24 protein-coding genes and 1 tRNA gene are annotated in these 21,976 nt (G+C 65.1%); 23 read left to right on the top strand and 2 right to left on the bottom strand.

Annotation, left to right across the window (positions count from 1 at the left end):
* The first annotated feature begins 123 nt into the window (after positions 1-123).
* The 3 genes from ACYVJ8_RS03675 (at position 124) to ACYVJ8_RS03665 (ending at position 4,116) form a co-directional block, all read left to right on the top strand.
* A complete protein-coding gene (locus ACYVJ8_RS03675; protein WP_460709524.1) occupies positions 124-1,386 on the top strand; it encodes a 2OG-Fe(II) oxygenase in 1,263 nt (420 codons plus the stop codon).
* Positions 1,387-1,631: 245 nt separating this feature from the next.
* Entirely contained in the window at positions 1,632-2,735 is a 1,104-nt protein-coding gene (locus ACYVJ8_RS03670; protein ID WP_460709523.1) for a Glu/Leu/Phe/Val dehydrogenase dimerization domain-containing protein, read from the top strand.
* Positions 2,736-2,958: 223 nt separating this feature from the next.
* Positions 2,959-4,116: an isovaleryl-CoA dehydrogenase gene (locus ACYVJ8_RS03665; RefSeq protein ID WP_460709522.1), complete on the top strand. Its 1,158-nt coding sequence runs from the start codon at positions 2,959-2,961 to the stop codon at positions 4,114-4,116.
* 551 nt (positions 4,117-4,667) lie between these two features.
* Here ACYVJ8_RS03665 and ACYVJ8_RS03660 read toward each other — a convergent pair.
* Positions 4,668-5,816 carry a pyridoxal phosphate-dependent aminotransferase gene (locus tag ACYVJ8_RS03660; RefSeq protein ID WP_460709521.1) on the bottom strand — a complete coding sequence of 383 codons (1,149 nt, stop codon included), beginning with the start codon at positions 5,814-5,816 and terminating at the stop codon, positions 4,668-4,670.
* A 164-nt stretch (positions 5,817-5,980) separates the two neighbouring features.
* Between ACYVJ8_RS03660 and ACYVJ8_RS03655 the strand changes: the two genes are divergently transcribed.
* The 18 genes from ACYVJ8_RS03655 to ACYVJ8_RS03570 all read left to right on the top strand — a co-directional run bounded on the left by ACYVJ8_RS03655 (position 5,981) and on the right by ACYVJ8_RS03570 (position 18,273).
* Complete coding sequence (locus tag ACYVJ8_RS03655; protein ID WP_460709520.1) at positions 5,981-6,457, top strand: DUF3293 domain-containing protein; 477 nt, start codon at positions 5,981-5,983, stop codon at positions 6,455-6,457.
* A 92-nt stretch (positions 6,458-6,549) separates the two neighbouring features.
* A complete protein-coding gene (gene ccmA, locus ACYVJ8_RS03650; RefSeq protein WP_460711025.1) occupies positions 6,550-7,200 on the top strand; it encodes a heme ABC exporter ATP-binding protein CcmA in 651 nt (216 codons plus the stop codon).
* Complete coding sequence (gene ccmB, locus ACYVJ8_RS03645; protein WP_460709519.1) at positions 7,197-7,904, top strand: heme exporter protein CcmB; 708 nt, start codon at positions 7,197-7,199, stop codon at positions 7,902-7,904. The genes ccmA and ccmB overlap by 4 nt, the downstream gene beginning before the upstream one ends.
* Positions 7,905-7,974: 70 nt before the next feature.
* Complete coding sequence (locus tag ACYVJ8_RS03640; protein WP_460709518.1) at positions 7,975-8,724, top strand: heme ABC transporter permease; 750 nt, start codon at positions 7,975-7,977, stop codon at positions 8,722-8,724.
* Positions 8,721-8,900: a heme exporter protein CcmD gene (gene ccmD / locus ACYVJ8_RS03635; protein ID WP_460709517.1), complete on the top strand. Its 180-nt coding sequence runs from the start codon at positions 8,721-8,723 to the stop codon at positions 8,898-8,900. The genes ACYVJ8_RS03640 and ccmD overlap by 4 nt, the downstream gene beginning before the upstream one ends.
* Complete coding sequence (gene ccmE / locus ACYVJ8_RS03630; protein WP_460709516.1) at positions 8,897-9,364, top strand: cytochrome c maturation protein CcmE; 468 nt, start codon at positions 8,897-8,899, stop codon at positions 9,362-9,364. Before ccmD ends, ccmE begins: the two co-directional genes overlap by 4 nt.
* Positions 9,365-9,368: 4 nt before the next feature.
* Positions 9,369-11,306 carry a heme lyase CcmF/NrfE family subunit gene (locus ACYVJ8_RS03625; protein ID WP_460709515.1) on the top strand — a complete coding sequence of 646 codons (1,938 nt, stop codon included), beginning with the start codon at positions 9,369-9,371 and terminating at the stop codon, positions 11,304-11,306.
* 14 nt (positions 11,307-11,320) lie between these two features.
* Positions 11,321-11,860: a DsbE family thiol:disulfide interchange protein gene (locus tag ACYVJ8_RS03620; RefSeq protein ID WP_460711023.1), complete on the top strand. Its 540-nt coding sequence runs from the start codon at positions 11,321-11,323 to the stop codon at positions 11,858-11,860.
* A 32-nt stretch (positions 11,861-11,892) separates the two neighbouring features.
* Positions 11,893-12,327: a cytochrome c-type biogenesis protein gene (locus ACYVJ8_RS03615; protein ID WP_460711021.1), complete on the top strand. Its 435-nt coding sequence runs from the start codon at positions 11,893-11,895 to the stop codon at positions 12,325-12,327.
* A 31-nt stretch (positions 12,328-12,358) separates the two neighbouring features.
* Positions 12,359-13,330, top strand: coding sequence for a tetratricopeptide repeat protein (locus ACYVJ8_RS03610; protein WP_460711019.1), 972 nt, complete (start codon positions 12,359-12,361; stop codon positions 13,328-13,330).
* Positions 13,331-13,586: 256 nt separating this feature from the next.
* Positions 13,587-14,057 carry a MarR family winged helix-turn-helix transcriptional regulator gene (locus ACYVJ8_RS03605; protein ID WP_460709514.1) on the top strand — a complete coding sequence of 157 codons (471 nt, stop codon included), beginning with the start codon at positions 13,587-13,589 and terminating at the stop codon, positions 14,055-14,057.
* 115 nt (positions 14,058-14,172) lie between these two features.
* A complete protein-coding gene (locus tag ACYVJ8_RS03600) occupies positions 14,173-14,598 on the top strand; it encodes an organic hydroperoxide resistance protein (RefSeq protein ID WP_460709513.1) in 426 nt (141 codons plus the stop codon).
* Positions 14,599-14,657: 59 nt separating this feature from the next.
* On the top strand, positions 14,658-15,767 hold the full coding sequence (gene metX, locus ACYVJ8_RS03595) for a homoserine O-acetyltransferase MetX (protein ID WP_460709512.1): 1,110 nt from the start codon (positions 14,658-14,660) through the stop codon (positions 15,765-15,767).
* 88 nt (positions 15,768-15,855) lie between these two features.
* A complete protein-coding gene (locus ACYVJ8_RS03590) occupies positions 15,856-16,470 on the top strand; it encodes a cysteine dioxygenase family protein (protein ID WP_460709511.1) in 615 nt (204 codons plus the stop codon).
* 67 nt (positions 16,471-16,537) lie between these two features.
* Positions 16,538-16,990: a DUF2214 family protein gene (locus ACYVJ8_RS03585; RefSeq protein WP_460709510.1), complete on the top strand. Its 453-nt coding sequence runs from the start codon at positions 16,538-16,540 to the stop codon at positions 16,988-16,990.
* Positions 16,991-17,064: 74 nt separating this feature from the next.
* Positions 17,065-17,151 (top strand) — tRNA-Leu (locus ACYVJ8_RS03580).
* A gap of 88 nt (positions 17,152-17,239) precedes the next feature.
* Complete coding sequence (locus ACYVJ8_RS03575) at positions 17,240-17,848, top strand: hypothetical protein (RefSeq protein ID WP_460709509.1); 609 nt, start codon at positions 17,240-17,242, stop codon at positions 17,846-17,848.
* Between the two features lie 47 nt (positions 17,849-17,895).
* Complete coding sequence (locus ACYVJ8_RS03570) at positions 17,896-18,273, top strand: hypothetical protein (protein WP_460709508.1); 378 nt, start codon at positions 17,896-17,898, stop codon at positions 18,271-18,273.
* Between the two features lie 68 nt (positions 18,274-18,341).
* Here ACYVJ8_RS03570 and ACYVJ8_RS03565 read toward each other — a convergent pair whose 3' ends face one another.
* Positions 18,342-18,962, bottom strand: coding sequence for a hypothetical protein (locus ACYVJ8_RS03565; protein WP_460709507.1), 621 nt, complete (start codon positions 18,960-18,962; stop codon positions 18,342-18,344).
* A gap of 718 nt (positions 18,963-19,680) precedes the next feature.
* Here ACYVJ8_RS03565 and ACYVJ8_RS03560 point away from each other — a divergent pair.
* Both ACYVJ8_RS03560 and ACYVJ8_RS03555 read left to right on the top strand, forming a co-directional pair.
* Entirely contained in the window at positions 19,681-19,920 is a 240-nt protein-coding gene (locus ACYVJ8_RS03560) for a hypothetical protein (protein WP_460709506.1), read from the top strand.
* A 714-nt stretch (positions 19,921-20,634) separates the two neighbouring features.
* On the top strand, positions 20,635-21,081 hold the full coding sequence (locus ACYVJ8_RS03555; protein ID WP_460709505.1) for a hypothetical protein: 447 nt from the start codon (positions 20,635-20,637) through the stop codon (positions 21,079-21,081).
* Positions 21,082-21,976 lie beyond the last annotated feature (895 nt).

The following is a 21,976-nucleotide window of genomic DNA, read 5'->3' as shown; positions in this document are numbered from 1 at the left end:
AACGATCGAATCCGCATTGTACCGCGATGGCCACCCAGCCCTTCTCCCCGCCCGCGGGGAGAAGGTGGCGCGCAGCGCCGGATGAGGGGCGCTTTTGCCGTGCTTCCGCTACGCTCCCGCGCCATGAGCCAGCCCGATCCCGCCCTCGAACAACTCCGCAGCGCCGCCGCACAGCCTTCGCCGCAGGCCTGGTTCCAGCTGGCGCAAGGCCTGGTCGCGCGCCAGGCCATGGAGGAGGCGCACGGCTGGCACCTGCGTGCGGCGGAGGCCGGTTTCGCCCCGGCGCAGATCGAGCTGGCGCGCATGCAGCTGCATGGCGTGGGCGCGCCCCGCGATCCGGAACAGGCCGTGGCCTGGCTGCTGCGCGCGGAAGCCGGCGGCCACCCGATCGCCGCGTACATGCTGGCGCTGGTGTCGGTGGGCGGCGTCGCGGCGCCGCACGACAGCCGCATCAACCAGCGCGTGATGCAGGCGCTCAACGCGGGCATGGCGCCGGCGCTGCGCGCGGCGGCGATCCATTTCGGCCGCAAGCGCAATCCCGAGGATCAGCAGCGCTGCCTGCAGTTGCTCGATCACGCCGCTTCGCGCGGCGACTGGGTGGCGGCGTTGTTGTTGTCGGAGCGCTTGGCGCGCGGCGAAGGCGGCCCTGTCGACCGCGACACGGCGCAGCGCCTGCGCGCGCAGCTCGACGCCGCCGGTATCGCGCCGCTACCGGCCTTGAGCGTGGCGGAAGTCGCAACACCTTCGACGCCGCACACGCTGACGCTGGAAGACAGCCGGCCCACAGTGCAGGCGCGCGTGGTGAGCGAACGGCCCCACGTCGCCGTGATCGATGGCCTGCTCTCCGCCGACGAATGCCGGCTGCTGATCGCCGCGGCGCGGCCGATGCTGCGGCCTTCGCGCGCCATCGATACGACGGGCGAAGCGAAGCAGATGCAGATCCGCACCAGCCACGATGCCAGCTTCGATCCGCTGGTCGAAGATCTGTCGCTACGGCTGGTGCAACAGCGCATGGCCAGCGCCGCGCGCATGGAACTGGTGCAGGCCGAGCAGCTGATCGTGCTCAATTACGCCCCGGGCCAGGAGTACCGCCCGCACCGCGATTACCGCGCGCCGGAGTCGCTGCGCAACGACGTGCCCGAGGCCGGCAATCGCGCGCGCACGATCTGCGTCTATCTCAACGAACCCGAAGCGGGCGGCGAGACCACGTTCCCCGTGCCCGGCCTCAGCATCGAGCCGCAGGCCGGGCGTGCAGTGATCTTCGACAACCTGCTGGACGACGGCAGCCCCGACGCCGATTCGCTGCATGCGGGCCAGCCGGTCGAGCGCGGCGAGAAATGGCTGGCGACCCTGTGGCTGCGGCAGGGGCAGTACCGAGCCTTCTGAGGCGCTGGCTCCCTCCGGCGTGAAGGCGCCTTCACGCGCCGGCAGCATACCCGGGCGTATCTATCGTGGCCCTTCGCCCGCCATTCCTGGCACGGGCCGGATGGAATCGATTGCATTAGACTACGCCGCCTGCGGAGCCGGCCCGGCCCGGCACTACAACCGCAGTTTCCCAGCCATTCAACGACTTACATCACCTAGTTGGCGTCGCGTGCCATGCGCATCGCGGCGGCCAACCGGAGCATCCGATGATTTTTGAAACCCTCGACACCTTCGGCCACGAACAGGTCGTGTTCTGCCACAACAAGGATGCGGGCCTGAAGGCCATCATCGCCATCCACAACACGGTGCTGGGCCCGGCGCTGGGCGGTACGCGCATGTGGCCGTACAAGACCGAAGCCGACGCGCTCAATGACGTGCTGCGCCTGTCGCGCGGCATGACCTACAAGAACGCGGTCGCGGGTCTGAACATCGGTGGCGGCAAGGCGGTGATCATCGGCGATCCGGCCACCGACAAGTCCGAGGCGCTGTTCCGCGCGTTCGGCCAGTTCGTCGAATCGCTGGGCGGCCGCTACATCACCGCCGAAGACGTGGGCATCGACGTCAACGACATGGAATACGTGTACCGCGAGACCGAGTACGTCACCGGCGTGCACCAAGTCCACGGCGGTTCCGGCGATCCGTCGCCGTTCACCGCCTACGGCACCCTGCAGGGCCTGATGGCGACGCTCAACAAGCGCTTTGGCGACGAGGAAGTCGGCAAGTACTCCTACTCCGTGCAGGGCCTGGGCCACGTCGGCATGGAATACGTGAAGCTGCTGAAGGAGCGCGGCGCGAAGATCTTCGTCACCGATATCAACAAGGGCCTGGTCGACAAGGCCGTGTCCGAATACGGCGCCGAAGCGGTGGGCCTGGACGAGATCTATGACGTGCCGGCCGACGTGTACTCGCCGTGCGCGCTGGGCGGCACCGTCAACGAGAACACCCTGCCCCGCCTGAAGGCCAAGATCATCTGCGGCGCGGCCAACAACCAGCTGGCCAACAACGCCATCGGCGACGAAGTGGTCAAGCGCGGCATCCTGTACGCGCCGGACTATGCGGTGAACGCGGGCGGCGTGATGAACGTGGCGCTGGAGCTGGACGGCTACAACCGCGAGCGCGCCATGCGCATGATGCGCACGATCTACCACAACCTCGCGCGCATCTACGAGATCGCCGAGCGCGACGCGATCCCGACCTACAAGGCCGCCGACCGCCTGGCCGAGGAGCGCATCAGCGCGATCGGCAAGCTGAAGCTGCCGCTGGGCCGCGCGCAGCCGCGCTTCCAGGGCCGCATCCGCGGCGGGCATTGACCTGCTGTGCCGTCATCCCCGCGAAGGCGGGGATCCAGCGACTTTTCGCTCTTCGGTCCGAAACCTGAAAGACACTGGATTCCCGCCTACGCGGGAATGACGAGCAAATACATCAACGCCCGGCTTGTCCGGGCGTTTTTGTTTCGGCGCTCGCGGGCGAAGCGATAGAATTCGCAACTGGGCCGGCAGCACCTTCTTTCGTCTTTCAGTACAAGGATTCCCGATGCGCCCTTTCCCCCTCGGTGAAGACATCGACGCGCTGCGCGAGGCCGTGCGCCGTTTCGCCGATGTCGAAATCGCGCCACGTGCGGCGCAGATCGATCACGACAACGTGTTCCCGCAGGACCTGTGGCCGAAGCTGGGCGAGATGGGTCTGCTCGGAATGACCGTGCCGGGCGAATACGGCGGCAGCGACATGGGCTACCTCGCCCATCTGGTCGCGATGGAGGAAATTTCGCGCGCATCGGGTTCGGTCGGGCTGTCGTATGGCGCGCATTCCAACCTGTGCGTCAGCAATCTCTACGCCAACGGTAACGAAGCGCAGCGTTCGAAGTACCTGCCCAAGCTGTGCAGCGGCGAGTGGAAGGGTGCGCTGGCGATGAGCGAACCGGGCGCGGGTTCGGACGTGGTGGGTTCGATGTCCTGCCGCGCGGAGCTACGCGACGGCGTGTGGGTCGCCAACGGCAACAAGATGTGGATCACCAACGGCCCCGAGGCCGACGTGCTGATCGTCTACATGCGCACCGCCGGCAAGGATGCGGGCAGCAAGTGCATGACTGCCTTCATCGTCGAAAAGGGCATGAAGGGGTTCTCCACGGCGCAGAAGCTGGACAAGTTCGGCATGCGCGGCTCCAACACCTGCGAATTGGTGTTCGAGAACTGCGAGATCCCGCAGGAGAACGTCCTGGGCGAGGTCCACAACGGCGTCAAGGTGCTGATGTCGGGCCTCAATACCGAACGCCTCGTGCTCACCGGTGGCCCGCTCGGCCTGATGCAGGCGGCGCTCGACATCGCCCTGCCCTATGTGCGCGAGCGCAAGCAGTTCGACCATGCGATCGGCACCTTCGGTCTTATGCAGGGCAAGATCGCCGACATGTATACCTCGCTGCAGTCTTCGCGCGCCTTCGCTTACCAGGTCGCGCGCGACTACGACGGCGGGCACAAGAGCCGCATCGATGCGGCTTCGTGTCTGCTGCATGCGTCGGAAGCCGCGGTGCAGGTCGCGCTGGAAGGCATCCAGGCCCTGGGCGGCAACGGCTACATCAACGAGTTCGCCACTGGCCGCATCCTGCGCGATGCCAAGCTCTATGCGATCGGTGCCGGCACCAACGAAATCCGCCGCATGCTGATCGGCCGCGAGCTGTTCGACGGCCGCAGCTAAGGCATTTATCCCTCGCCCCGCTTGCGGGGAGAGGGACAGCTTCGCGCAGCGAAGCAGGGTGAGGGGACGTGTCGGCGGTAGCTATCCCGGCACGGGCAGTCGGCGCCGGTAGGCAGTCGCGACACGCCGTGAATCCGTCCATGGAGGCTTGTCAGCGGCATCCATGCCGCTGACAGTCGCGCCTGCCTACCGGCACCGCCTGCCCTCCCACACATCTCGGGCGCGTTGAAAAAAGCAAAGCAACTCGCTTCGCTCGCTCCCCCTCATCTGCCCTTCGGGCATCTTCTCCCCGCAAGCGGGGAGAAGAAGAGCTCCGGCGCCGAAGCGGCGATCTGCACGCTCGCGGTAAGCGCTGCCCGGCGGGATGGGGGTGCGGAGAGCGGACCAGGATGGTCCGCGGCCCCGACTAAAGGCAGGGATGCCGTCCGGAGGGGCGGAGCACCCCCGTCCCGTCGGGTAGCGCGTCCCGCCGAAGCCGACGCTTTACGCACCAGCACCAACAAAAGCAAAGTCCCTGGATCCCCGCCTTCGCGGGGACGACATCGGGGCAATCAGAGCCTCTGCAACCGCTCGATCGCCGCATTCAACGTCGCTTCGTTCTTCGCAAAGCACAGACGCGCCAAACGCTGCCCCTTCGGCGCGGCCTCGTAGAACGGCGACAGCGGAATCGCGGCAACGCCCTTCTCGATCGTGAGCCAGCGACAGAACGCAACATCGTCGAGATCGCTCACGTCCGAGTAGTCGACGAGCTGGAAGTAACCGCCCGGCACCGTCAACGGCTTCAACTTGGTCGTCAGCAACTGCTCACGGAAGTGATCGCGCTTGGCCTGATAGAACGCGCCCAGTTCGTCGTAATGCTCCGGCTCGGCCTGGATCATCTCCGCGAACGCCCACTGCGCCGGAGCGAAACTGCAGAAGGTGTTGTACTGATGCACCTTGCGGAACTCCGCCGACAGCGCGGGCGGCGCGACGCAGTAGCCGATCTTCCAACCGGTGCAGTGATAGGTCTTGCCGAAGCTGGAAATCACGAAGGCGCGTTCGCGCAATTCCGGATAGCGCAGCACCGACTCGTGGCTGCGGCCGTCGAAGATGATGTGTTCGTAGACCTCGTCCGACAGCAGGTAGATGCCGGTGCCGCGCAGCAATGCGGTCAGCTGCGCGATGTCTTCGGCGGTGAACATCGCGCCGGACGGGTTGTGCGGTGTGTTGATCATCAGCATCCGCGTCTTGTCGCTGACGGCGGCGCGGATCAGCGCCCAGTCGGGAGCGAAAGTCTGCGGGTCCAGCGGCACGTGCACGGCGCGGCCGCCGGCCAGGTCGATGGCGGGTTCGTAGCAGTCGTAGCAGGGGTCGAGGACGATGACTTCATCGCCCGGGCGGACCACGGCGAGGACGGCATCGAAAATGGCTTCGGACGCGCCCGAGGCCACGGTGACTTCGGTATCGGCGTCGGGGCGGTAGCCGTAGCAGCGCTCGGTCTTGGCGGCGATGGCCTGGCGCAGGGCCGGGATGCCGGTCATGGGGGCGTACTGGTTCTTGCCCTCGCGCATGGCGCGATCCAGGGCCTCGATCAGGCGTTCGGGGACGTTGAAGTCGGGAAAGCCCTGGCCCAGGTTGACGGCGCCGTGCTCGACGGCGAGCTGCGACATCACGGTGAAAATGGTGGTGCCGACCTTGGGCAGCTTGGTTTCCGGGGTCATCGTGGGGCGAGTGTCTGAGTGAAACTCCGGAGTGTAAGGAATGCGCTTCATGCCTCCTAATGACCAAGCCGCTGATGGTCCTGCACGTAGGCTCTTGGGGAGGACGCCTCATGGAAGCGAGTGAAACGGATGCGCCCGAAAGGGAAAGCAGCAAAACTGTCGGCATGCGCAAGCAGCTGCACGTCGTCGACGCGGGGGAGCTGGCCCATGCCTACATCCAGGCGCGCTACGCCGTGGCGCTGGACGGCGACGCCCTGGCCCTGCACGTAGGCCACCGCGCGGTGGACGTGGAGGCCTATTGGCCGCTGACGCGCTACGCCTTCATCACCGCCTGGAATCCGGCCTCCGTGCCGCATTCGGACACGGCCAACGAGACCGCCAACGCGATGCTGGCCGCGCGCCTGGACGCGCTGGGCCTGTGCCGGCAACCGGCGCACGCCTACGACGCCCACGGCCAGTGGTGCGAGCCGGGCTGGCTGGTGGGCGACATCGAGCTGCCGCTGATCGACCTGCTGGGCCGCGAATTCGGCCAGGCGGGCGTGCTGGCCTGGGACTTCGGCGAGAAGGTGCAACTGCGGATGCTGCTGCGGCGGCCGGCGAATGCGCCGGATACCGAGTGGATCCATTGGGTGGGAAGCTGAAGCCGCTTCCGGGTTGAGCGGCGTCGCGACCGCGGCGATCGCATAAAATCTGCGCCTTCGCGGCCGCTGGCCGCTTGCCGCCGGCCGCCCTCCTGGAAAGCACGCCTCCCAAGACGTCCCAGCCTCCGTTACTGGAGGCGCGCGGTCTACGTTTCTCGCGCAACGACGAGCCGGTGTTCGGGCCGCTGGATTTCGCCGTCGACGCCAACGAGGCGCTGCTGGTGCAGGGCGACAACGGCGCGGGCAAGACCACGCTGCTGCGCGTGCTGGCCGGACTGCTCAAGCTGGACGAGGGCGAGGTACTGATCGACGGCCGCGCGGCCGATCCGTACCAGCGCTCGCATGCGATCGCCTACCTCGGCCACCTGCCCGCGCTGAAGGCGGACCTGAGCGCGCTGGAGAACCTCGACTTCCTCTGCGGCCTGCACGGTCGCCGCGCCAACCTGATGCCGGAGCAAGCGATGGCGATGGTCGGCCTGGCCGGTTACGAGGACGCCCTGGCGCGGCAATTGTCGGCCGGGCAGAAGAAGCGCCTGTCGCTGGCGCGCCTGTGGCTGTCGCCGGCGCCGCTGTGGCTGCTGGACGAGCCCTACGCGAATCTCGACCTCGACGGCATCGAGCTGGTCAACCGTATGGTGCAGGCGCATCTGGGCGATGGCGGTGCGACGCTGGTGACGACCCACGGCGCCTATGCCGCGCCGCCGGTGCGGACGCGGATGCTGGTGATGAGGAAGCCGGCATGACGACCGCGCTGTCCTTCCCTGCCCTCTCGCCGGGCCTGGCGGCTTCGGCCAAGGCGCTGTTCCTGCGCGACCTGCGCCTGCTCTGGCGCCGCCGCGGCGATGCGCTGCAGCCGGCGTTGTTCGCGCTGCTGGTGGTGACGCTGTTCGCGCTGGCCCTGGGCAACGATCGCGCGACGCTGGCGAAGTCGGCCGGTGCGGTGCTGTGGCTGGCCGCGCTGCTGGCCGGGCTGTTGGCGCTGGATTCCCTGTTCCGCGGCGATGCCGAGGATGGCTCGCTCGAACAATGGATGCTGGCGCCGGTGCCGTTGGCGTGGCTGGTGCTGGTGCGCACGTTCATGCATTGGGCGACGACCGCGCTGCCGCTGCTGGTCGCGGCGCCGCTGCTGGCCGAACTCCTGCACCTGCCGCACGCGCAACTGGGCGTATTGCTGGCCTCGCTGGCGCTGGGCACGCCTTTGCTGAGTCTGCTCGGTGCGGTAGTGGCGGCGCTGACGGTCGGGATGCGGCGCTCCGGTATACTCGTGGCCCTGCTGGCGCTGCCGCTTTACGTGCCGGTGCTGGTGTTCGGAGCGGGCAGCGTCGTCCAGGCGGCGCAGGGACTGGATGTCACCGGGGCGATGCTGATGCTGGGCGCCGGACTGGTCCTGTCTCTGGTGCTGGCACCGCTGGCGGCGGCCGCCGCGATCCGGATCGCCTTGAACTGATGACCTCCGCCGCGATCCAACAACCGCCCCCTCCTTCACCTTCCTGCCCGGGCGGGAAGGACGTGAACGCATGAATCCGATCGTCCGCTGGTTCCACCAACTCGGTTCGCCGCCCTACTTCGACCGCTTCGCCGCGCGCTGGGCCCCGTGGGCCTACGGCCTGGGGCTGCTGATCATGGCGGTGGGCATGTACTGGGGCCTGTTCCACACGCCGGCCGATTACCAGCAGGGCGATAGCTTCCGCATCCTCTACATCCACGTGCCCAGCGCCTGGATGAGCATGGCCGTGTACGCGCTGATGGCGGTGTACGCGGTGATCGCGCAGGTGTGGCGGATCAAGCTGTGCGAAATCCTGGCGATGGCCTGCGCGCCGATCGGCGCCGCCTTCACCCTGATCACGCTGCTGACCGGTTCGATCTGGGGCAAGCCGATGTGGGGCACGTGGTGGGATTGGGACCCGCGCCTGACCACCGAACTGATCCTGCTCTTCATGTACCTGGGCGTGATCGGCCTGTACAACGCCATCGATGATCGTCGCGCCGCGGCGCGTGCGGCGGGCTTCCTCGCCATCGTCGGCGTGGCGCTGCTGCCGGTGATCCGTTACTCGGTGGTGTGGTGGAACTCGCTGCACCAGGGCCAGACGATCCGCCTGATGGGCGAGTCGACGATGGACGGCAGCATGATCCCGCCGCTGATCCTGATGATCCTCGGCACCAAGCTGTGGTTCGTCGGCGCCCTGCTCGCCCGCGCGCGCGCCGACAACCTGCGTCGCGAAGCGGGCAAGGCCTGGGTCGCGCAGATCGCGGAGCCGCGCGCATGACTACCACTGGCATGACATACGTCAATTACCTGATCGCCGCCTATGCGGTATTCGTGATCGTGCTGGGCTGGGACTACGTCGCCACGCGCCTGCAGATCCGCCGCCAATTGCGCAATGCGCGCCAGCGCGCCGCACGCGAGGCGGCACGCACCACCAAGAATGAATTGAGCCGATGAACCCTATCCGCCGCAACCGCCTGATCTGGATCGGCGCGCTCGTCGCCGCCGCCGGCCTCGCCGCCGCGATGATCACGTACGCGATCCAGCGCAACATCACCTACCTCTACACGCCCAGCGAAGTGCTGCGCGGCGAGGCCGGCAACAACGCGCGCTTCCGCCTTGGCGGCATGGTCGCGGCCGATTCGTTCCAGCGCGCGCAAGGCTCGCTCGAAGCGCACTTCCGCGTCACCGACGGCGACGCGCAAATGCCCGTGGTCTACACCGGCATCCTCCCCGACCTATTCCGCGAGAAGCAGGCGGTGATCGCCACCGGTCGCATGCAGGGCGACCACTTCGTCGCCGAACAGGTACTCGCCAAGCACGACGAGACCTACATGCCGAAGGAAGTCGCCGACAAGATGGGCGCGGCGCACAAGAAGCACGACGTGCACACACCTGCGCCCAGCGCGGAAGCGAAGTAACCCCGTGCTGCCCGAACTTGGCCAATTCGCCCTGATCCTGGCGCTGCTGGTGGCGGCGTTGCAGGCGATCCTGCCGCTGGCCGGCGCGCAACGCGGCATCCCGGCGTGGATGGCGGTCGCACGGCCTGCCGCGTACGCGCAGTTCGCGATGGTGGCGTTCGCCTTCGGCGTGCTGACCTACGGTTTCGTCAGTCAGGACTTCTCGCTCGAATACGTCGCCACCAACAGCAACTCATTGCTGCCGGTGGTGTACCGCTACACCGCGGTATGGGGCTCGCACGAGGGCTCGCTGCTGCTGTGGGCGCTGATCCTGTCGATCTGGACCGCGGCGGTGGCGCGCTTCTCGCAGCGCCTGCCGGCGGAGGTGATCGCGCGCGTGCTCGGCGTGATGGGCGCGGTGGCGCTCGGCTTCCTTGCCTTCCTGATCTTCACCAGCAATCCGTTCGAGCGCCTGCTGCCGGCCGTGGTCGAAGGCCGCGACTTGAACCCGCTGCTGCAGGACCCGGGGATGATCATCCATCCGCCGATGCTGTACCTGGGTTACGTCGGCTTCTCGGTGCCGTTCGCGTTCGCGATCGCCGCGCTGCTCGACGGGCGTATCGATGCGCGCTGGCTGCGCTGGACGCGGCCGTGGACCAACGTCGCCTGGGCGTTCCTGACCTTGGGCATCGCGCTGGGTTCGTGGTGGGCGTATTACGAACTGGGCTGGGGCGGCTGGTGGTTCTGGGATCCGGTCGAGAACGCCTCGTTCATGCCGTGGCTCGCCGGTGCGGCGCTGCTGCATTCGCAGGCGGTGACCGAGAAGCGCGGCAGCTTCCGCGGCTGGACGCTGTTGCTGGCGATCGCGACGTTCTCGCTGTCGTTGCTGGGTACGTTCCTGGTGCGCTCGGGTGTGCTGACGTCGGTGCATGCGTTCGCCGCAGACCCCGCGCGCGGCGTCTTCATCCTCATCTTCCTCGGCATCGTGATCGGCGGCTCGCTGGTGCTGTATGCATTGCGCGCGCCTTCCGACGACAGCGGCACGCCGTTCGGCACCGCGTCGCGCGAGACGCTGCTGCTGGCGAACAACCTGCTGTTGTCCACCGCCTGCGCGATGGTGCTGCTGGGCACGCTGTATCCCTTGCTCGCCGATGCGTTGAACCTGGGCAAGATCTCGGTCGGCCCGCCCTACTTCGCATTGATGTTCATGGTGTTGATGGCGCCGCTGGTGCTGCTGCTGCCGTTCGGCCCGGTGACGCGCTGGCAGCGCGAACAGGCATCCAAGCCGCTGGCGATGCTGCTGCCTTGGGGCGTGCTGGCGCTGCTGGCCGGCGTAGCTGCGTACTTCCTCACGGCGCAGGCCTCGTGGAAGGTGCCGGCGGGTGTGCTCGCCGCGGTGTGGGTGCTGGTCGGCACGCTGCGCTTCGTGTGGTCGCGCTTCGAGCAGTCCGGCCGCCAGTTCACTGCGGAAATGCTGGGCATGACGCTGGCGCATTTCGGCATCGCCATCTTCCTGATCGGCGCGCTGCTGACCGAAGGCCTGAGCCAGCAACGCGAAGTCGCCGTCGCGCAGGGCCAGAGCGTCGAGCTGGGCCGCTACGCCTTCCGCTTCGATGGCAACGAGCGTTACCAGGGGCCGAACTACATCGGCGATCGCGGCACGGTCACCGTGTTCCATAACGATGCTCCGGTCACCGTGCTGCATCCGGAAAAGCGCGCCTACGCCAGCGGCGGGCAAGTGATGACCGAAGCTGCGATCGATCCCGGTTTCAGCCGCGACCTGTACGTCGCGATGGGCGAACCGCTCGGCGGCGGCACCTGGGCCTTGCGCGTGCACGTGAAGCCGTTCGTGCGCTGGATCTGGGCCGGTGCGATTTTGATGATGCTGGGCGGGTTGGTGACGGCGACCGATCGCCGCTTCGCGCGCGTGGAAGCCCGTAAACCTCTGGAGAACGCCGCGTGAGCGAACGCAAGCCGATGATGCGCTGGATGCCGTTGCTGGTCGTCGCGGTGCTCGGCGCGTTGCTCGCCGCCGGTGTGTGGATGAGCCGCAATCCGAACCGCGAGGCGCTGCCCTCGCCGCTGATCGGCAAGGCCGCGCCCACCTTCGAACTGCCGGTGCTGCACGAAGCCGGCCGCCTGTTCGGCAGCAAAGACCTGCAGGGCGCGCCGTATCTGCTCAACGTGTGGGGCAGCTGGTGCCCGGCCTGCCGCGACGAGCACCCGGTGCTGACGCGCTTCGCCGAAACCAAGCGCGTACGCGTGGTCGGCTTCAACTGGAACGACGAGCACGCCGATGCGCTGGCGTGGCTGGAACGCTTCGGCAATCCGTACTGGATCGTCGTCACCGATCGCGAAGGCAAGGTGGCGATCGATTGGGGCATCTACGGCGCGCCCGAAACTTTCCTGGTGGATGGCAAGGGCGTGGTGCGGTGGAAGTTCGTCGGTCCGCTGACCGATGACGTGATCGCGCAGCAATTGTTGCCGAAGCTGGACGAGATCGAGCGCGGCTCATGATCCCTTCTGTCTTCCAGCGCATGCGTTTGGCGATGCTCGCGATGGCGGCGTGCCTCGCGCTGGCCTCCTCACTGGCCGTCGCCCAGCCGGCGGCGCCCGAAACGCCGCCGCAATTCACCAGCACCGCCGAAGAGAAGCGCTTCCACGCGCTGACCTCCGAGCTGCGCTGCGTGATGTGCCAGAACCAGTCGCTGGCCGATTCCAATGCGCAGATCGCGCGCGATTTGCGGCGCGAAGTGCTGGAGCTGATGCGGCAGGGCAAGTCGGATCGCGAGATCAAGGACTTCCTGGTCGCGCGCTACGGCGAGTTCGTGCTGTACCGCCCGCAAGTGGAATCCAAGACCTGGCTGCTGTGGTTCGGTCCGGCGGTGGTGTTGCTGGCGGGTGCGTTCCTGGTCGTGACCGTCGTGCGCCGACGCGCGGGCGGTGGTGCGGCGGCGGCAAGCGAAGAAGAACAGGAGTGGTGAGTTGACGGCCTTCGTGATCGCCGCGGCGGTAATGGCCGCGCTCGTACTCGGTTTCGTGCTGTGGCCGCTGTGGCGCGGCAATCGCGCGGTCGCGGCCGCCGCGGTGGCGTCGATCGCCATCGTCGCCGGTCTGCTCTACGCGCTGGTGGGAACGCCACGCGCACTGGATGCATCGCAGCAGCAGGCCCCGGCCACGCTGGACGACGCCATCGCCCAGCTCAAGAGCGAACTCGAACGCAATCCCAACCAACCCGAAGGCTGGCGCCTGCTCGCACGTGCGCAGGCCGAAATGGGCCACGCCGCGCAAGCGCGCGACACCTATGCGCAGGCGGTGAAGCTCGCACCCGACGAGCCCGACCTACTCGCCGAAGCCGCCGAAGCGCGGGCACTGGCCGATCCGCAGCGCCGCTTCGACGACCAAGCCGTCGCGATGCTGCGTCATGCGCTGGAGAAGCAGCCCATGCACCAGCGTGCGCGCTGGTTCCTCGGCATCGCCCTGCGCCAGGCGCAACAGCCGGCGGAAGCGGCGAAGACCTGGGAGCCCCTGCTCGCCGTGGTCGGAGCCGACACTGCCGGCAGCCTGCTCGAGCAGATCAACGCCGCGCGTGCGGAAGCGGGCATGGCACCGTTGTCCGCGCCTGCTGTCGAGAAGGCACCAACGTTGTTGCGCGTCACTGTCGAACTCGCTCCCGAGTTCCAGAAACAGTTGGGCGCGAACGACGCCTTGTTCGTCATCGCGCGCCAGGCCGGCGGCCCGCCGATGCCGGTCGCGGTCAAGCGCGTGCCGGCCAGCGGCTTCCCGCTCACGGTGGAACTCGGCGACGGCGACAGCCCGATGCCGACGATGAAGCTTTCGCAGGTCGGGTCGGTCGAGATCCTCGCCCGCATCTCGCGCCAGGGCACCGCCAATCGCGCGGCTGGCGATCTCGAATCCGCAGCGCAGCCGGCGAAGGCCCAGGCCGGCGCCGCCTACACGCTGCGTATCGACCGCGTCGTCCAGTAGCCCACGGCTCTCCCTTCTCCCCGCTTGCGGGGAGAAGGTGGCGCGAAGCGCCGGATGAGGGGCGGCGAGCGCAGCGAGCTGCGTTTGCCGTTGCTTATCGAAGGGCAAGAGCAACTCGCTGCGCTCGCTCCCCCTCATCTGCCCTTTCGGGCATCTTCTCCCCGCAGGCGGGGAGAAGAAAACGGCCCGCAGCGTTCCACCGATGTCGCTATAAGTCGCTTGCAATTACATAGCGCGCTATCTAAATTGCACACCCATGGCCACCCCATCCTCCCTCGACAGCAAAGCCGCCCGCGCCCTGAAGCTGGACAACCAGCTGTGCTTCGCGCTGTATTCGACCTCGCTGGCGATGACCAAAATCTATCGCAAGCTGCTGGCCAAGCTGGACCTGACCTACCCGCAGTACCTGGTGATGCTGGTGCTGTGGGAGAACGACGAGATCACCGTGTCCGCCATCGGCGAGCGCCTGTTCCTGGACTCGGCGACCCTGACGCCCCTGCTCAAGCGCCTGGAAGCCAATGGCCTCGTGACGCGCGAACGTTCCGCGCAGGACGAGCGCCAGGTCGTCATCCGCCTCACCCGTGCCGGCAAGACCCTGCAGGCCAAGGCCGCGCAGGTGCCCGAAGGCATCTACTGCTCCGCCGGGCTCTCGAAGGAGCAACTGGTAACGCTCAAGGCCGAGCTCGAAGTCTTGCGCGCCAACCTCCACACCGACGCAGAACCGTAGCGGCTGTCCCCGCCGCACTCGCCGAGTTTCAACGCACGACAATTAAGTAGCACGCGATTTAATAGCAAGAACATCAAATCCCTCACCCCACCCCACTCAACAAGGAACCGCAACCATGGCTCTCGACAAAGTCCTCTACACCGCCACCTCCACCGCCACCGGTGGCCGCGAAGGCCGCGCCGTCTCCTCCGACAAGGCGCTGGACATCCAGCTCTCCACCCCGCGCGAACTCGGCGGCGCCGGCGGCCCCGGCACCAATCCCGAGCAGCTGTTCGCGGCCGGCTATTCGGCCTGCTTCATCGGCGCGCTGAAGGTCGTGGCCGCGCGCGAGAAGGTCGCCCTGCCCGCCGACGCCGCGATCACCGGCAATGTCAGCATCGGTCCGGTCGGCCAGGCCTTCGGCATCCAGGCCGAACTGCAGATCTCGGTCCCGGGCGTGCCGCGCGAAACCGTGGAAGACCTGGTCGCCAAGGCCCATCAGGTGTGCCCGTACTCCAACGCGACCCGCGGCAACATCGACGTCACCCTGACCATCGTGTGATTGCTGCATTGCGGCCGCCGCGCGGGAATCGCGGCGGCCGTTGTTAAACTTCGGCCCCTATGACCGAATTCATTCCCGTCGGCACCCGCTACGTCGACCTGCCCTCGCCTTTCCCGATGAAGCGCGGCGGCGCCTTGCACGGCGCACGCATCGCCTATGAAACCTGGGGCGAACTCAACGCGCAGCGCGACAACGCCATCCTGATCGTCACCGGCCTCTCGCCGGACGCGCACGCCGCTGCCAACGCCGCCAACCCGGAAGCGGGCTGGTGGGAACCGATGATCGGCCCCGGTAAGCCCATCGACAGCGATCGCTGGTACGTGATCTGCGTGAACTCCCTGGGCAGCTGCAAGGGCTCGACCGGCCCGGCTTCGCTCGATCCGAACGGCAACATCTACCGCCTCGCCTTCCCCGACCTGTCCGTGGAAGACGGCGCCCACTCCGCCGCGCACGTCGTGCGCACGCTCGGCATCGAACGGCTCGCCTGCGTGATCGGCAACTCCATGGGCGGCATGACCGCCTTGGCGCTGCTGCATCTGCACCCTGGCATCGCCCGCGCGCACATCAACATCTCCGGCGCCGCGCGCGCACTGCCGTTCTCCATCGCGATCCGCTCGCTGCAACGCGAAGCGATCCGCCTGGATCCGGAGTGGAACCACGGCGACTACACCGATGAGCACTACCCCGAATCGGGCATGCGCATGGCGCGCAAGCTGGGCGTCATCACCTACCGCTCGGCGCTGGAGTGGGACGGCCGCTTCGGCCGCGTGCGCCTGGAGTCCGATCGCCCCGACGAGGAACCGTTCGGCCTCGAATTCCAGGTCGAAAGCTACCTCGAAGGCCACGCCCGCCGCTTCGTGCGCCGCTACGACCCCAATTGCTACCTGTACCTGAGCCGCTCGATGGACTGGTTCGACCTGGGCGAATACGCCGGCGGCGACGTCAAGGCCGGCCTGGCCGCCATCCGCGTCGACAAGGCGCTGGCGATCGGCGTGCACACCGACATCCTGTTCCCGCTGCAGCAGCAGCAGGAAATCGCCGACGGCCTGCGCGCGGGCGGCGCGGAGGCCGAATTCCTGCCCTTGGAATCGCCGCAGGGCCACGACGCCTTCCTGGTCGACATCGACCGCTTCGGCCCGGCCGTGCGCGGCTTCCTCGACCGCCTGTAGCCGCGCGTCGAATCGGCGCGCGCAATTTTCCGAGAAATCTGAACCCGCGCCGCTGTCCTCGGCCAGCCGGACCGCTAGAATGGGTTATATGGATATAACCCAAGCTCATGAGCCGGCCGCCGAGCTGCCGGATTGCGACTTCCCCGGCCACGACAAGCTGGTCGCCGCCATCGACACCGCGGTGAGCGCGGGCGACGAACACGCCGTCACCGCCGCACTGCGCAACGCGCTGTGCCGCATGATCCGCGACCGCGACATCGCCCTGCCGGACTGCGTGCACGAGCCCATCCAGGACCACTACGCCCGCCGCGAGCTCTATCGCAGCCCCACGCACGGCTACAGCGTCGTCGCGATGACCTGGGGCCCGGGCCAGGGCACGCCGGTGCACGACCACTCCGGCCTGTGGTGCGTGGAAGGCGTGTGGGACGGCGAACTGGAGATCGTCCAGTACGAACTGCTCGAACGCGACGGCGACCGCTTCCACTTCCGCGCCGCCGGCGGCATGCACGCCGGCCCCGGCAGCGCCGGCAGCCTGATCCCGCCGCACGAGTACCACACCATCCGCAACACCAGCGAAAACAACGTCGCCATCTCCCTGCACATCTACAAGGCGCCGATGGAGTGCTGCTCCACCTTCATGCAGCGCGACGGCGAATGGTTCGAGCGCCAGTCCAAGACCATGTGCACAGACGCCACCCAATGAACTTACGATGCCGGGTCCGCCCGGCATTTTCTTTTCGGCACCCGCACGCCGGCATGGAGGGACCCAGATGCTGACCGACCTGCTGCTCGCCTCGCTGCACCACCTGCTGTTCTTCGCCCTGATCACCATGCTGGTGGCCGAATCGATGCTGCTGCGCGGCCCGATCGATGGCCGCGTCGTGCAACGCCTCGCCCGGCTGGATTCCGGCTACGGCATGAGCGCCGGCCTGCTGCTGGGCGTCGGCCTGCTGCGCGTCTTCTACGGCGTGAAGGGCTACGACTTCTACCTGCACAACCCCTGGTTCCACGCCAAGCTCAGCTGCTTCGTGCTGGCCGGATTGCTGTCGATCCTGCCGACGATCCGCTTCCTGCGCTGGCGCAAGGCCCTGGCCGCGAACCCGGCCTACGTCCCCGACGCGCGCGAAGTCGCCGGCATGGCGCGCATCGTCCGCTTCGAACTGCTGCTGGTCGCCGCGATCTTGGTGTTCGCCGCGATGATGGCGCGCTACGGCGGGTTCTGAAGCGGGCTTTTGAAGCGGCTTCCGAAGCCACCGCTCCCGCCCAGGCGCCCTGCTCGGCTATACTGCGCGACCGCGCCGGAATGGCGGAATCGGTAGACGCAGCGGACTCAAAATCCGCCGCCCTTAAAAGCGTGTGGGTTCGAGTCCCACTTCCGGCACCAGAAAAAAACGAAGGGTTAGGCTTCACGGCCTAGCCCTTTTGTTTTGCGCAGGTAGACTCCTACAGGGGTGAAAGGCTGGGGAGCCGCCATGAACAAGTTCGTGCAAGGTGCCTTGTCGGTCGCGGTGGGGCTGGCCGCGTTCTACGGGGTTAGGTCGCTCGGGCAACTCGCAGCCAACCGCGAGCCAACGGCTGAAGAACTCAGCAAGCGAATGGACGACTTAAGGGCACGCGCAACGCGTGAACACCCCGGCATGGCAACGACCGATGCAATGAAAGAGGTCGCTGCACAGGACGCAGCCAAGAAGCTAGCCACGCAAACCCGAGATCAGCAGACGGATACAGCGGCGGGCATGTTCATGGGCTTCTATTGGACCAACACAAAAGGGCGCGTTGCCTATTGCGCGCAGCGCGGCATTGACCTAACTCCCTTCACGACCGCCTTTGCGAAGGAGCATAGCGCTGAACTAGAGCGGGCAAATGCCGTCTTCTCTGCTGCCGGCGTTGCACCTGAAACCCTCTTGCCAAAGGTGATGCCGGAACTGACTAAGGTCGTCGAGCAGGACATGAAAGATGTCACCGCGGGCGCGAAGGTTCCTCTCGATCAGGCCTGCGATCTATTCAACGAAAACGCCGAGCAATTCGCAAAGCTGATTCAGATGCCGCCGCACGTAAAGCAAGCATTGATGGCCAACTAGGCATCTCCTGTTCGCGCACCTGCCTCGACTAGGCACATGGAAAGTTAATGGACAACCAAATTTACGCACCCCCGAAGTCGGAGATTTCCCACGCGCGCCCTCAGCCGCAAGCCATCAGCGTCGGCCTCAAGGCTCTGAGGATCTGGTTCACGCTTCTGCTCGGCTATCCGGCCATCGTTCTGATCGCGTCTCCAATCCTCTACGGCGCTGGATTGTTCGCGGCCGCCATAGGAATCGGACTTCTTGTTTGCGCAGCTGCCTTTGCATGGCGTGCTAAGGGGCGTGCAATTCTTATCGCGGCTCTGCCCATTCTCCTGTGCATTCCCCTCCTTGGAGGCGTGATCCCACAGGCATCTCTCGGCATCAGCCTTCTAGTTCTTCTTATGCTCTACTCGCGGATGCCGGCTGATCGGGTTGGGGCCTAACAATCGCCATGTTCTCTTGCCCACAGGCGCGGATTTTTGCTTGTGCACCGCGTTACTAGGTGCTCGGGCTAGTCGTTGTGCGCATCATAGAATGCGAAGAAGTCCGAGAGGCGAAAGATCTTCGGACGCACTGTGTACTTCACGTTGTCGAATCTTGAGAACCACCCTTCATCAGGATCAACATTCAAGTTTCCATTACCCCCAAAATCCGCGATGAACAGGGCATCTACGACCTTCGGTGCACCCCCATACGAGTAAATCTCGCGTCCTTCAACTTCATATCGCTCGAACTCGTCCCGCAGACTGTCAAAGACTGAGTCATCTGCAGTCCTGACCACGTTGTAAATCACATACTTGGATCGAGTCGGGTTAATCACCCCCGCCGCCAAGCGCTTGTCGCCCCACTCGAACCCCTCAATGTCCATCTTTTGTGCTGGAAGGACGACTTGTTGTCCACGATGGGCTTCTACCGTGTGCATACCCACGCCGATATCAGTTCGCACAAACGTGTTACCTGGGATCGAATATTCCGTCCCGTCAACTTTTACCTTCAATTGCACATTTTCGGGATTGTCGATCAGGACAACAGCGTTGCGCACGGGCTCATTAAGATCGTAGTAAAAATAGCCTGCGAAGCCGACAGCAATTGCAAGGACCGCTGCAACCTTCTTGGCGTTTGAATTAATCATCTTGAAATTGACCTTAAAAATGGCCGACTGTCAGTTCGTCGACTTGACCCTGGGTAGCGCAACATCGCTTTACCTTGCCATTTGAGCGAAGGAAAGCCTTACTGGCCCGCTAGGCACCTCATGCCAGTCAACCAGGCATATTTTTCCTGGCTCGCAAATAAGCTGCGCGGCGGGAAGCGTGCCCATCAAGTCACTCCGTCTGCCTTACAGGCTTACGCCACGGGCGTGGCGCGGCCACCGATGACGGAGGTGGGTACCGCTGCGCGACGAGTTCTTAGGCTCCGGGGCCGAGTCTGCTAGCGGGGATATAGCGCGTCAATAGGAAAACTCTGATTTTTGCCGTTCCCTATCGGGGGCACCTTGAGAGGTTGTAGAAGCAACAACCTCATGTTGTTTGGAACCCCATCCCATGATGTGCAGTTCCCGATTAGTAGTGGAGCGCGGCAAGAACGCCGCGTTTTCCGGAGACTACGATGAGGGAACTTTCGAGTGTCGAGATTGAAGCTGTTGGTGGCAGTGGCAGCTTCGCGGGCTACCTGGGAGGCGCAATTGGTGGCGCAGCCACAGGAGGTGCGTTAGGTGGCGCAATCGCGGGGGCTGAGGCTGGTGGCTCGCTTGGCCTTGCAGCTGGACCAATCGGTGTCGCCGTTGGAATCGGTGTCGGTGCACTTTGCGGCATCGTGTTTGCCCACTACCTGGACAGGTGAGGAGAGCCCCAATGCAAGTGCTAACCCCAGAACAGATTGAAATGGTCGATGGTGGACGCTCAGCCGGCGGTCTTGCAGCGAACATGGCTGCAGGCGGCTTTGCTATCGGGATTGCCGGAGCCGAGATTGGTGGAATCCTCGGCACGGCGCTTTTCCCAGGTGGCGGCACCCTGGTTGGAGGAGCTGTAGGCGCGGCGGTTGGAGCCACCCTCGGCTCCGTCATTGGCGCCGTAACCTATCTTTCCAAGTAGCAAAGTAGAGGGAGCCTGGAGACCATGAAAAGCAGCTCTATGCGTATTGCGATAGCGGTGGCCGCGTTCACGTTGATGCTTTTTGTTGCGTCTCCAGGCGCTCTCGATCATCCGCTACGCACGTTGGGCTACGGATTTGGGTGGGGGCTTGTCGTTTGCATCCTGGGCTACGCCTTCATGAGACTTGTTGCTCTAGCGGCTAGACGCGGAAAGATGAACCGCGATCCCTGATGCGACCATTGCGCTCCCGGCGCTGGCCGTGGCGGGAGTGATGGTGGTAGTGCTTGCAGGAACGATCGAGGACTATTCGTTCGCCTTCTCTCAATTCGGGAGGGCCGTTGTAAAGGCCATTCCGTGTGGAGTGATTAGCTCGCTCCTTCTCTACGTCTCCCTGCAACGAAGGACTAGAAGCTAGAAGTTGGCACGGCTATCGGCGCAACCTTTGGCGGATTGCTCGGTGCAGGACTGGGAGGCGGAGCTGTCGCAGGCAGCAGCCCGCAACCGTCACAAAGGGGGCGGCAATTGGCAGCCGAGCGTCCAGTAGAAGAGCCCCGGCGTGTCCGGGGCTTTTTGTTTCCCGTTTCGGCGCAAGCCGGCCGGTTGTGCAGGGTCCACGCACTGGCCAATATTCCCCAGCTGCCTTGACCTGGCGGCGGCGGCCATCTGAACATCGAATGCACATCCCCATCTTTGGGGGCTACCAGGCGTGAGGCCATGGCCGAAACAATCCAGCAAACGGAAGACATTGAGGCCCTGCTCAACGACCTTGTTCCTTTCGCCGAAAAGATGCTCCGAGAGCATCGCGAGTTCCTGCCCTTTGGCGGGCAAATCACAACGGATGGAAAAATCGTCTGGGAGGGGGCTTATGACGGGGAGGATCAACCCTTATCCCAAGACCTCATTGACATCCTCAACGACACCCATAGACGACTAGCCTCAGAGCGCGACGTGCGAGCTTGTGCAGTCGTTTACGATATTCGCACCATTCCTCCAGGCTACTCAAAGAAACAGGACGCAATTTGCGTGTCACTGGATCACGTTGAAGGATATTCTGGCCATATCGTCTATCCCTACAAGTTCACATTGCTAGGCAAACTTGTGGTTGATGAGGCATATGCCGTTAGAGGCGATGCGTCCATATTCCCCCTAACCATGGCCTGACAATTCATTCCAGCCGAAGCCGCTTCGCCGATCGGCCTACTTCAGGGGTTAGGCGACATGGACACGCTAGTTCGAACCAGATTCTTTCTGCTCGCCATCCTGCCTCTGGCAGCGTCTTGTTCCATTGGTGTCTCGAAGGCACCGGACCAGATGTGCACAGAGCTAACGCGATTTGCTCAGTCCGTCCAAGCTGGAGCGAGTCATTCGGTCGTACTACGTGGCGGCTGGGGAGGCGACAGGCCAAACACCCTAATGACACATGACTGCCGCTTCTTTGGCTACGCCCCAGGCGAACAGTTCTGTGCCTTTCTAGTTCCCAATACTTCGTGGGAGTTTGGTCACTACAACGCAAGGCGTGTCGCGTCGTGCCTGGACTCCACCGGTCGCCAAGATTTCATCCGCCAGCTGGATAAAAGCGAGGGGACGGCTGAGATGAGCTCAACGCTCCCGATTTCTGGGGATAAGGGCGTGGAGCTGACCGTGCGCTTTGAAGCACGGGACATCTCCGTACTCACTTTGTCGGTGGTGCGTCATGGCGACTAGCTTGCCGCCTAATAATTCATTCAAGTCGAAGCGGCTTACGACCCGGCTTAGTTCCGGCGTTAGGCCGCTAATGAGATCACTGCGCAAACTGCTAGTCCTGTCGCTACTCCTGCACTGCTCGAGCTTGTTGGCTGCTGAATTCGATGCCGCCCCATTGAGCCAGATCCAAGCGGATGTTGGTCCAGGCTGCGCGGTAGAACCGATCAAATCCACCCTGTCGCTCGCCGGCAACAATGGGCTTCGGATAGAACTGTGGGTGGTAATGACCTGTAATGGTCTAGCCAAATACGAGGTGTCGTACTATCCGCCGCAGTTCTTCCCTCGTCGTGGCAGCCCCTATGCAGTTCGTCGC

It is taken from the genome of Lysobacter terrae, assembly GCF_054782215.1.
Note: the sequence above shows the minus strand (reverse complement) of the source record. Positions and strands in the feature narration are given on the sequence as shown.

What these genes read in the sequence shown, in the direction of transcription:
- ACYVJ8_RS03560 (WP_460709506.1), top strand. Translation starts at nt 19,681, where the DNA reads ATGCAAGTGCTAACCCCAGAACAGATTGAAATGGTCGATGGTGGACGC.
- ACYVJ8_RS03665 (WP_460709522.1), top strand. Translation starts at nt 2,959, where the DNA reads ATGCGCCCTTTCCCCCTCGGTGAAGACATCGACGCGCTGCGCGAGGCC.
- ccmE (WP_460709516.1), top strand. Translation starts at nt 8,897, where the DNA reads ATGAACCCTATCCGCCGCAACCGCCTGATCTGGATCGGCGCGCTCGTC.
- ACYVJ8_RS03675 (WP_460709524.1), top strand. Translation starts at nt 124, where the DNA reads ATGAGCCAGCCCGATCCCGCCCTCGAACAACTCCGCAGCGCCGCCGCA.
- ACYVJ8_RS03640 (WP_460709518.1), top strand. Translation starts at nt 7,975, where the DNA reads ATGAATCCGATCGTCCGCTGGTTCCACCAACTCGGTTCGCCGCCCTAC.
- ACYVJ8_RS03585 (WP_460709510.1), top strand. Translation starts at nt 16,538, where the DNA reads ATGCTGACCGACCTGCTGCTCGCCTCGCTGCACCACCTGCTGTTCTTC.
- ACYVJ8_RS03575 (WP_460709509.1), top strand. Translation starts at nt 17,240, where the DNA reads ATGAACAAGTTCGTGCAAGGTGCCTTGTCGGTCGCGGTGGGGCTGGCC.
- ACYVJ8_RS03610 (WP_460711019.1), top strand. Translation starts at nt 12,359, where the DNA reads ATGGCCGCGCTCGTACTCGGTTTCGTGCTGTGGCCGCTGTGGCGCGGC.
- ACYVJ8_RS03570 (WP_460709508.1), top strand. Translation starts at nt 17,896, where the DNA reads ATGGACAACCAAATTTACGCACCCCCGAAGTCGGAGATTTCCCACGCG.
- metX (WP_460709512.1), top strand. Translation starts at nt 14,658, where the DNA reads ATGACCGAATTCATTCCCGTCGGCACCCGCTACGTCGACCTGCCCTCG.
- ACYVJ8_RS03565 (WP_460709507.1), bottom strand. Translation starts at nt 18,962, where the DNA reads ATGATTAATTCAAACGCCAAGAAGGTTGCAGCGGTCCTTGCAATTGCT.
- ACYVJ8_RS03660 (WP_460709521.1), bottom strand. Translation starts at nt 5,816, where the DNA reads ATGACCCCGGAAACCAAGCTGCCCAAGGTCGGCACCACCATTTTCACC.
- ACYVJ8_RS03620 (WP_460711023.1), top strand. Translation starts at nt 11,321, where the DNA reads ATGATGCGCTGGATGCCGTTGCTGGTCGTCGCGGTGCTCGGCGCGTTG.
- ACYVJ8_RS03615 (WP_460711021.1), top strand. Translation starts at nt 11,893, where the DNA reads ATGCTCGCGATGGCGGCGTGCCTCGCGCTGGCCTCCTCACTGGCCGTC.
- ACYVJ8_RS03555 (WP_460709505.1), top strand. Translation starts at nt 20,635, where the DNA reads ATGGCCGAAACAATCCAGCAAACGGAAGACATTGAGGCCCTGCTCAAC.
- ACYVJ8_RS03670 (WP_460709523.1), top strand. Translation starts at nt 1,632, where the DNA reads ATGATTTTTGAAACCCTCGACACCTTCGGCCACGAACAGGTCGTGTTC.
- ACYVJ8_RS03590 (WP_460709511.1), top strand. Translation starts at nt 15,856, where the DNA reads ATGGATATAACCCAAGCTCATGAGCCGGCCGCCGAGCTGCCGGATTGC.
- ACYVJ8_RS03655 (WP_460709520.1), top strand. Translation starts at nt 5,981, where the DNA reads ATGCGCAAGCAGCTGCACGTCGTCGACGCGGGGGAGCTGGCCCATGCC.
- ACYVJ8_RS03605 (WP_460709514.1), top strand. Translation starts at nt 13,587, where the DNA reads ATGGCCACCCCATCCTCCCTCGACAGCAAAGCCGCCCGCGCCCTGAAG.
- ACYVJ8_RS03600 (WP_460709513.1), top strand. Translation starts at nt 14,173, where the DNA reads ATGGCTCTCGACAAAGTCCTCTACACCGCCACCTCCACCGCCACCGGT.
- ccmD (WP_460709517.1), top strand. Translation starts at nt 8,721, where the DNA reads ATGACTACCACTGGCATGACATACGTCAATTACCTGATCGCCGCCTAT.
- ccmB (WP_460709519.1), top strand. Translation starts at nt 7,197, where the DNA reads ATGACGACCGCGCTGTCCTTCCCTGCCCTCTCGCCGGGCCTGGCGGCT.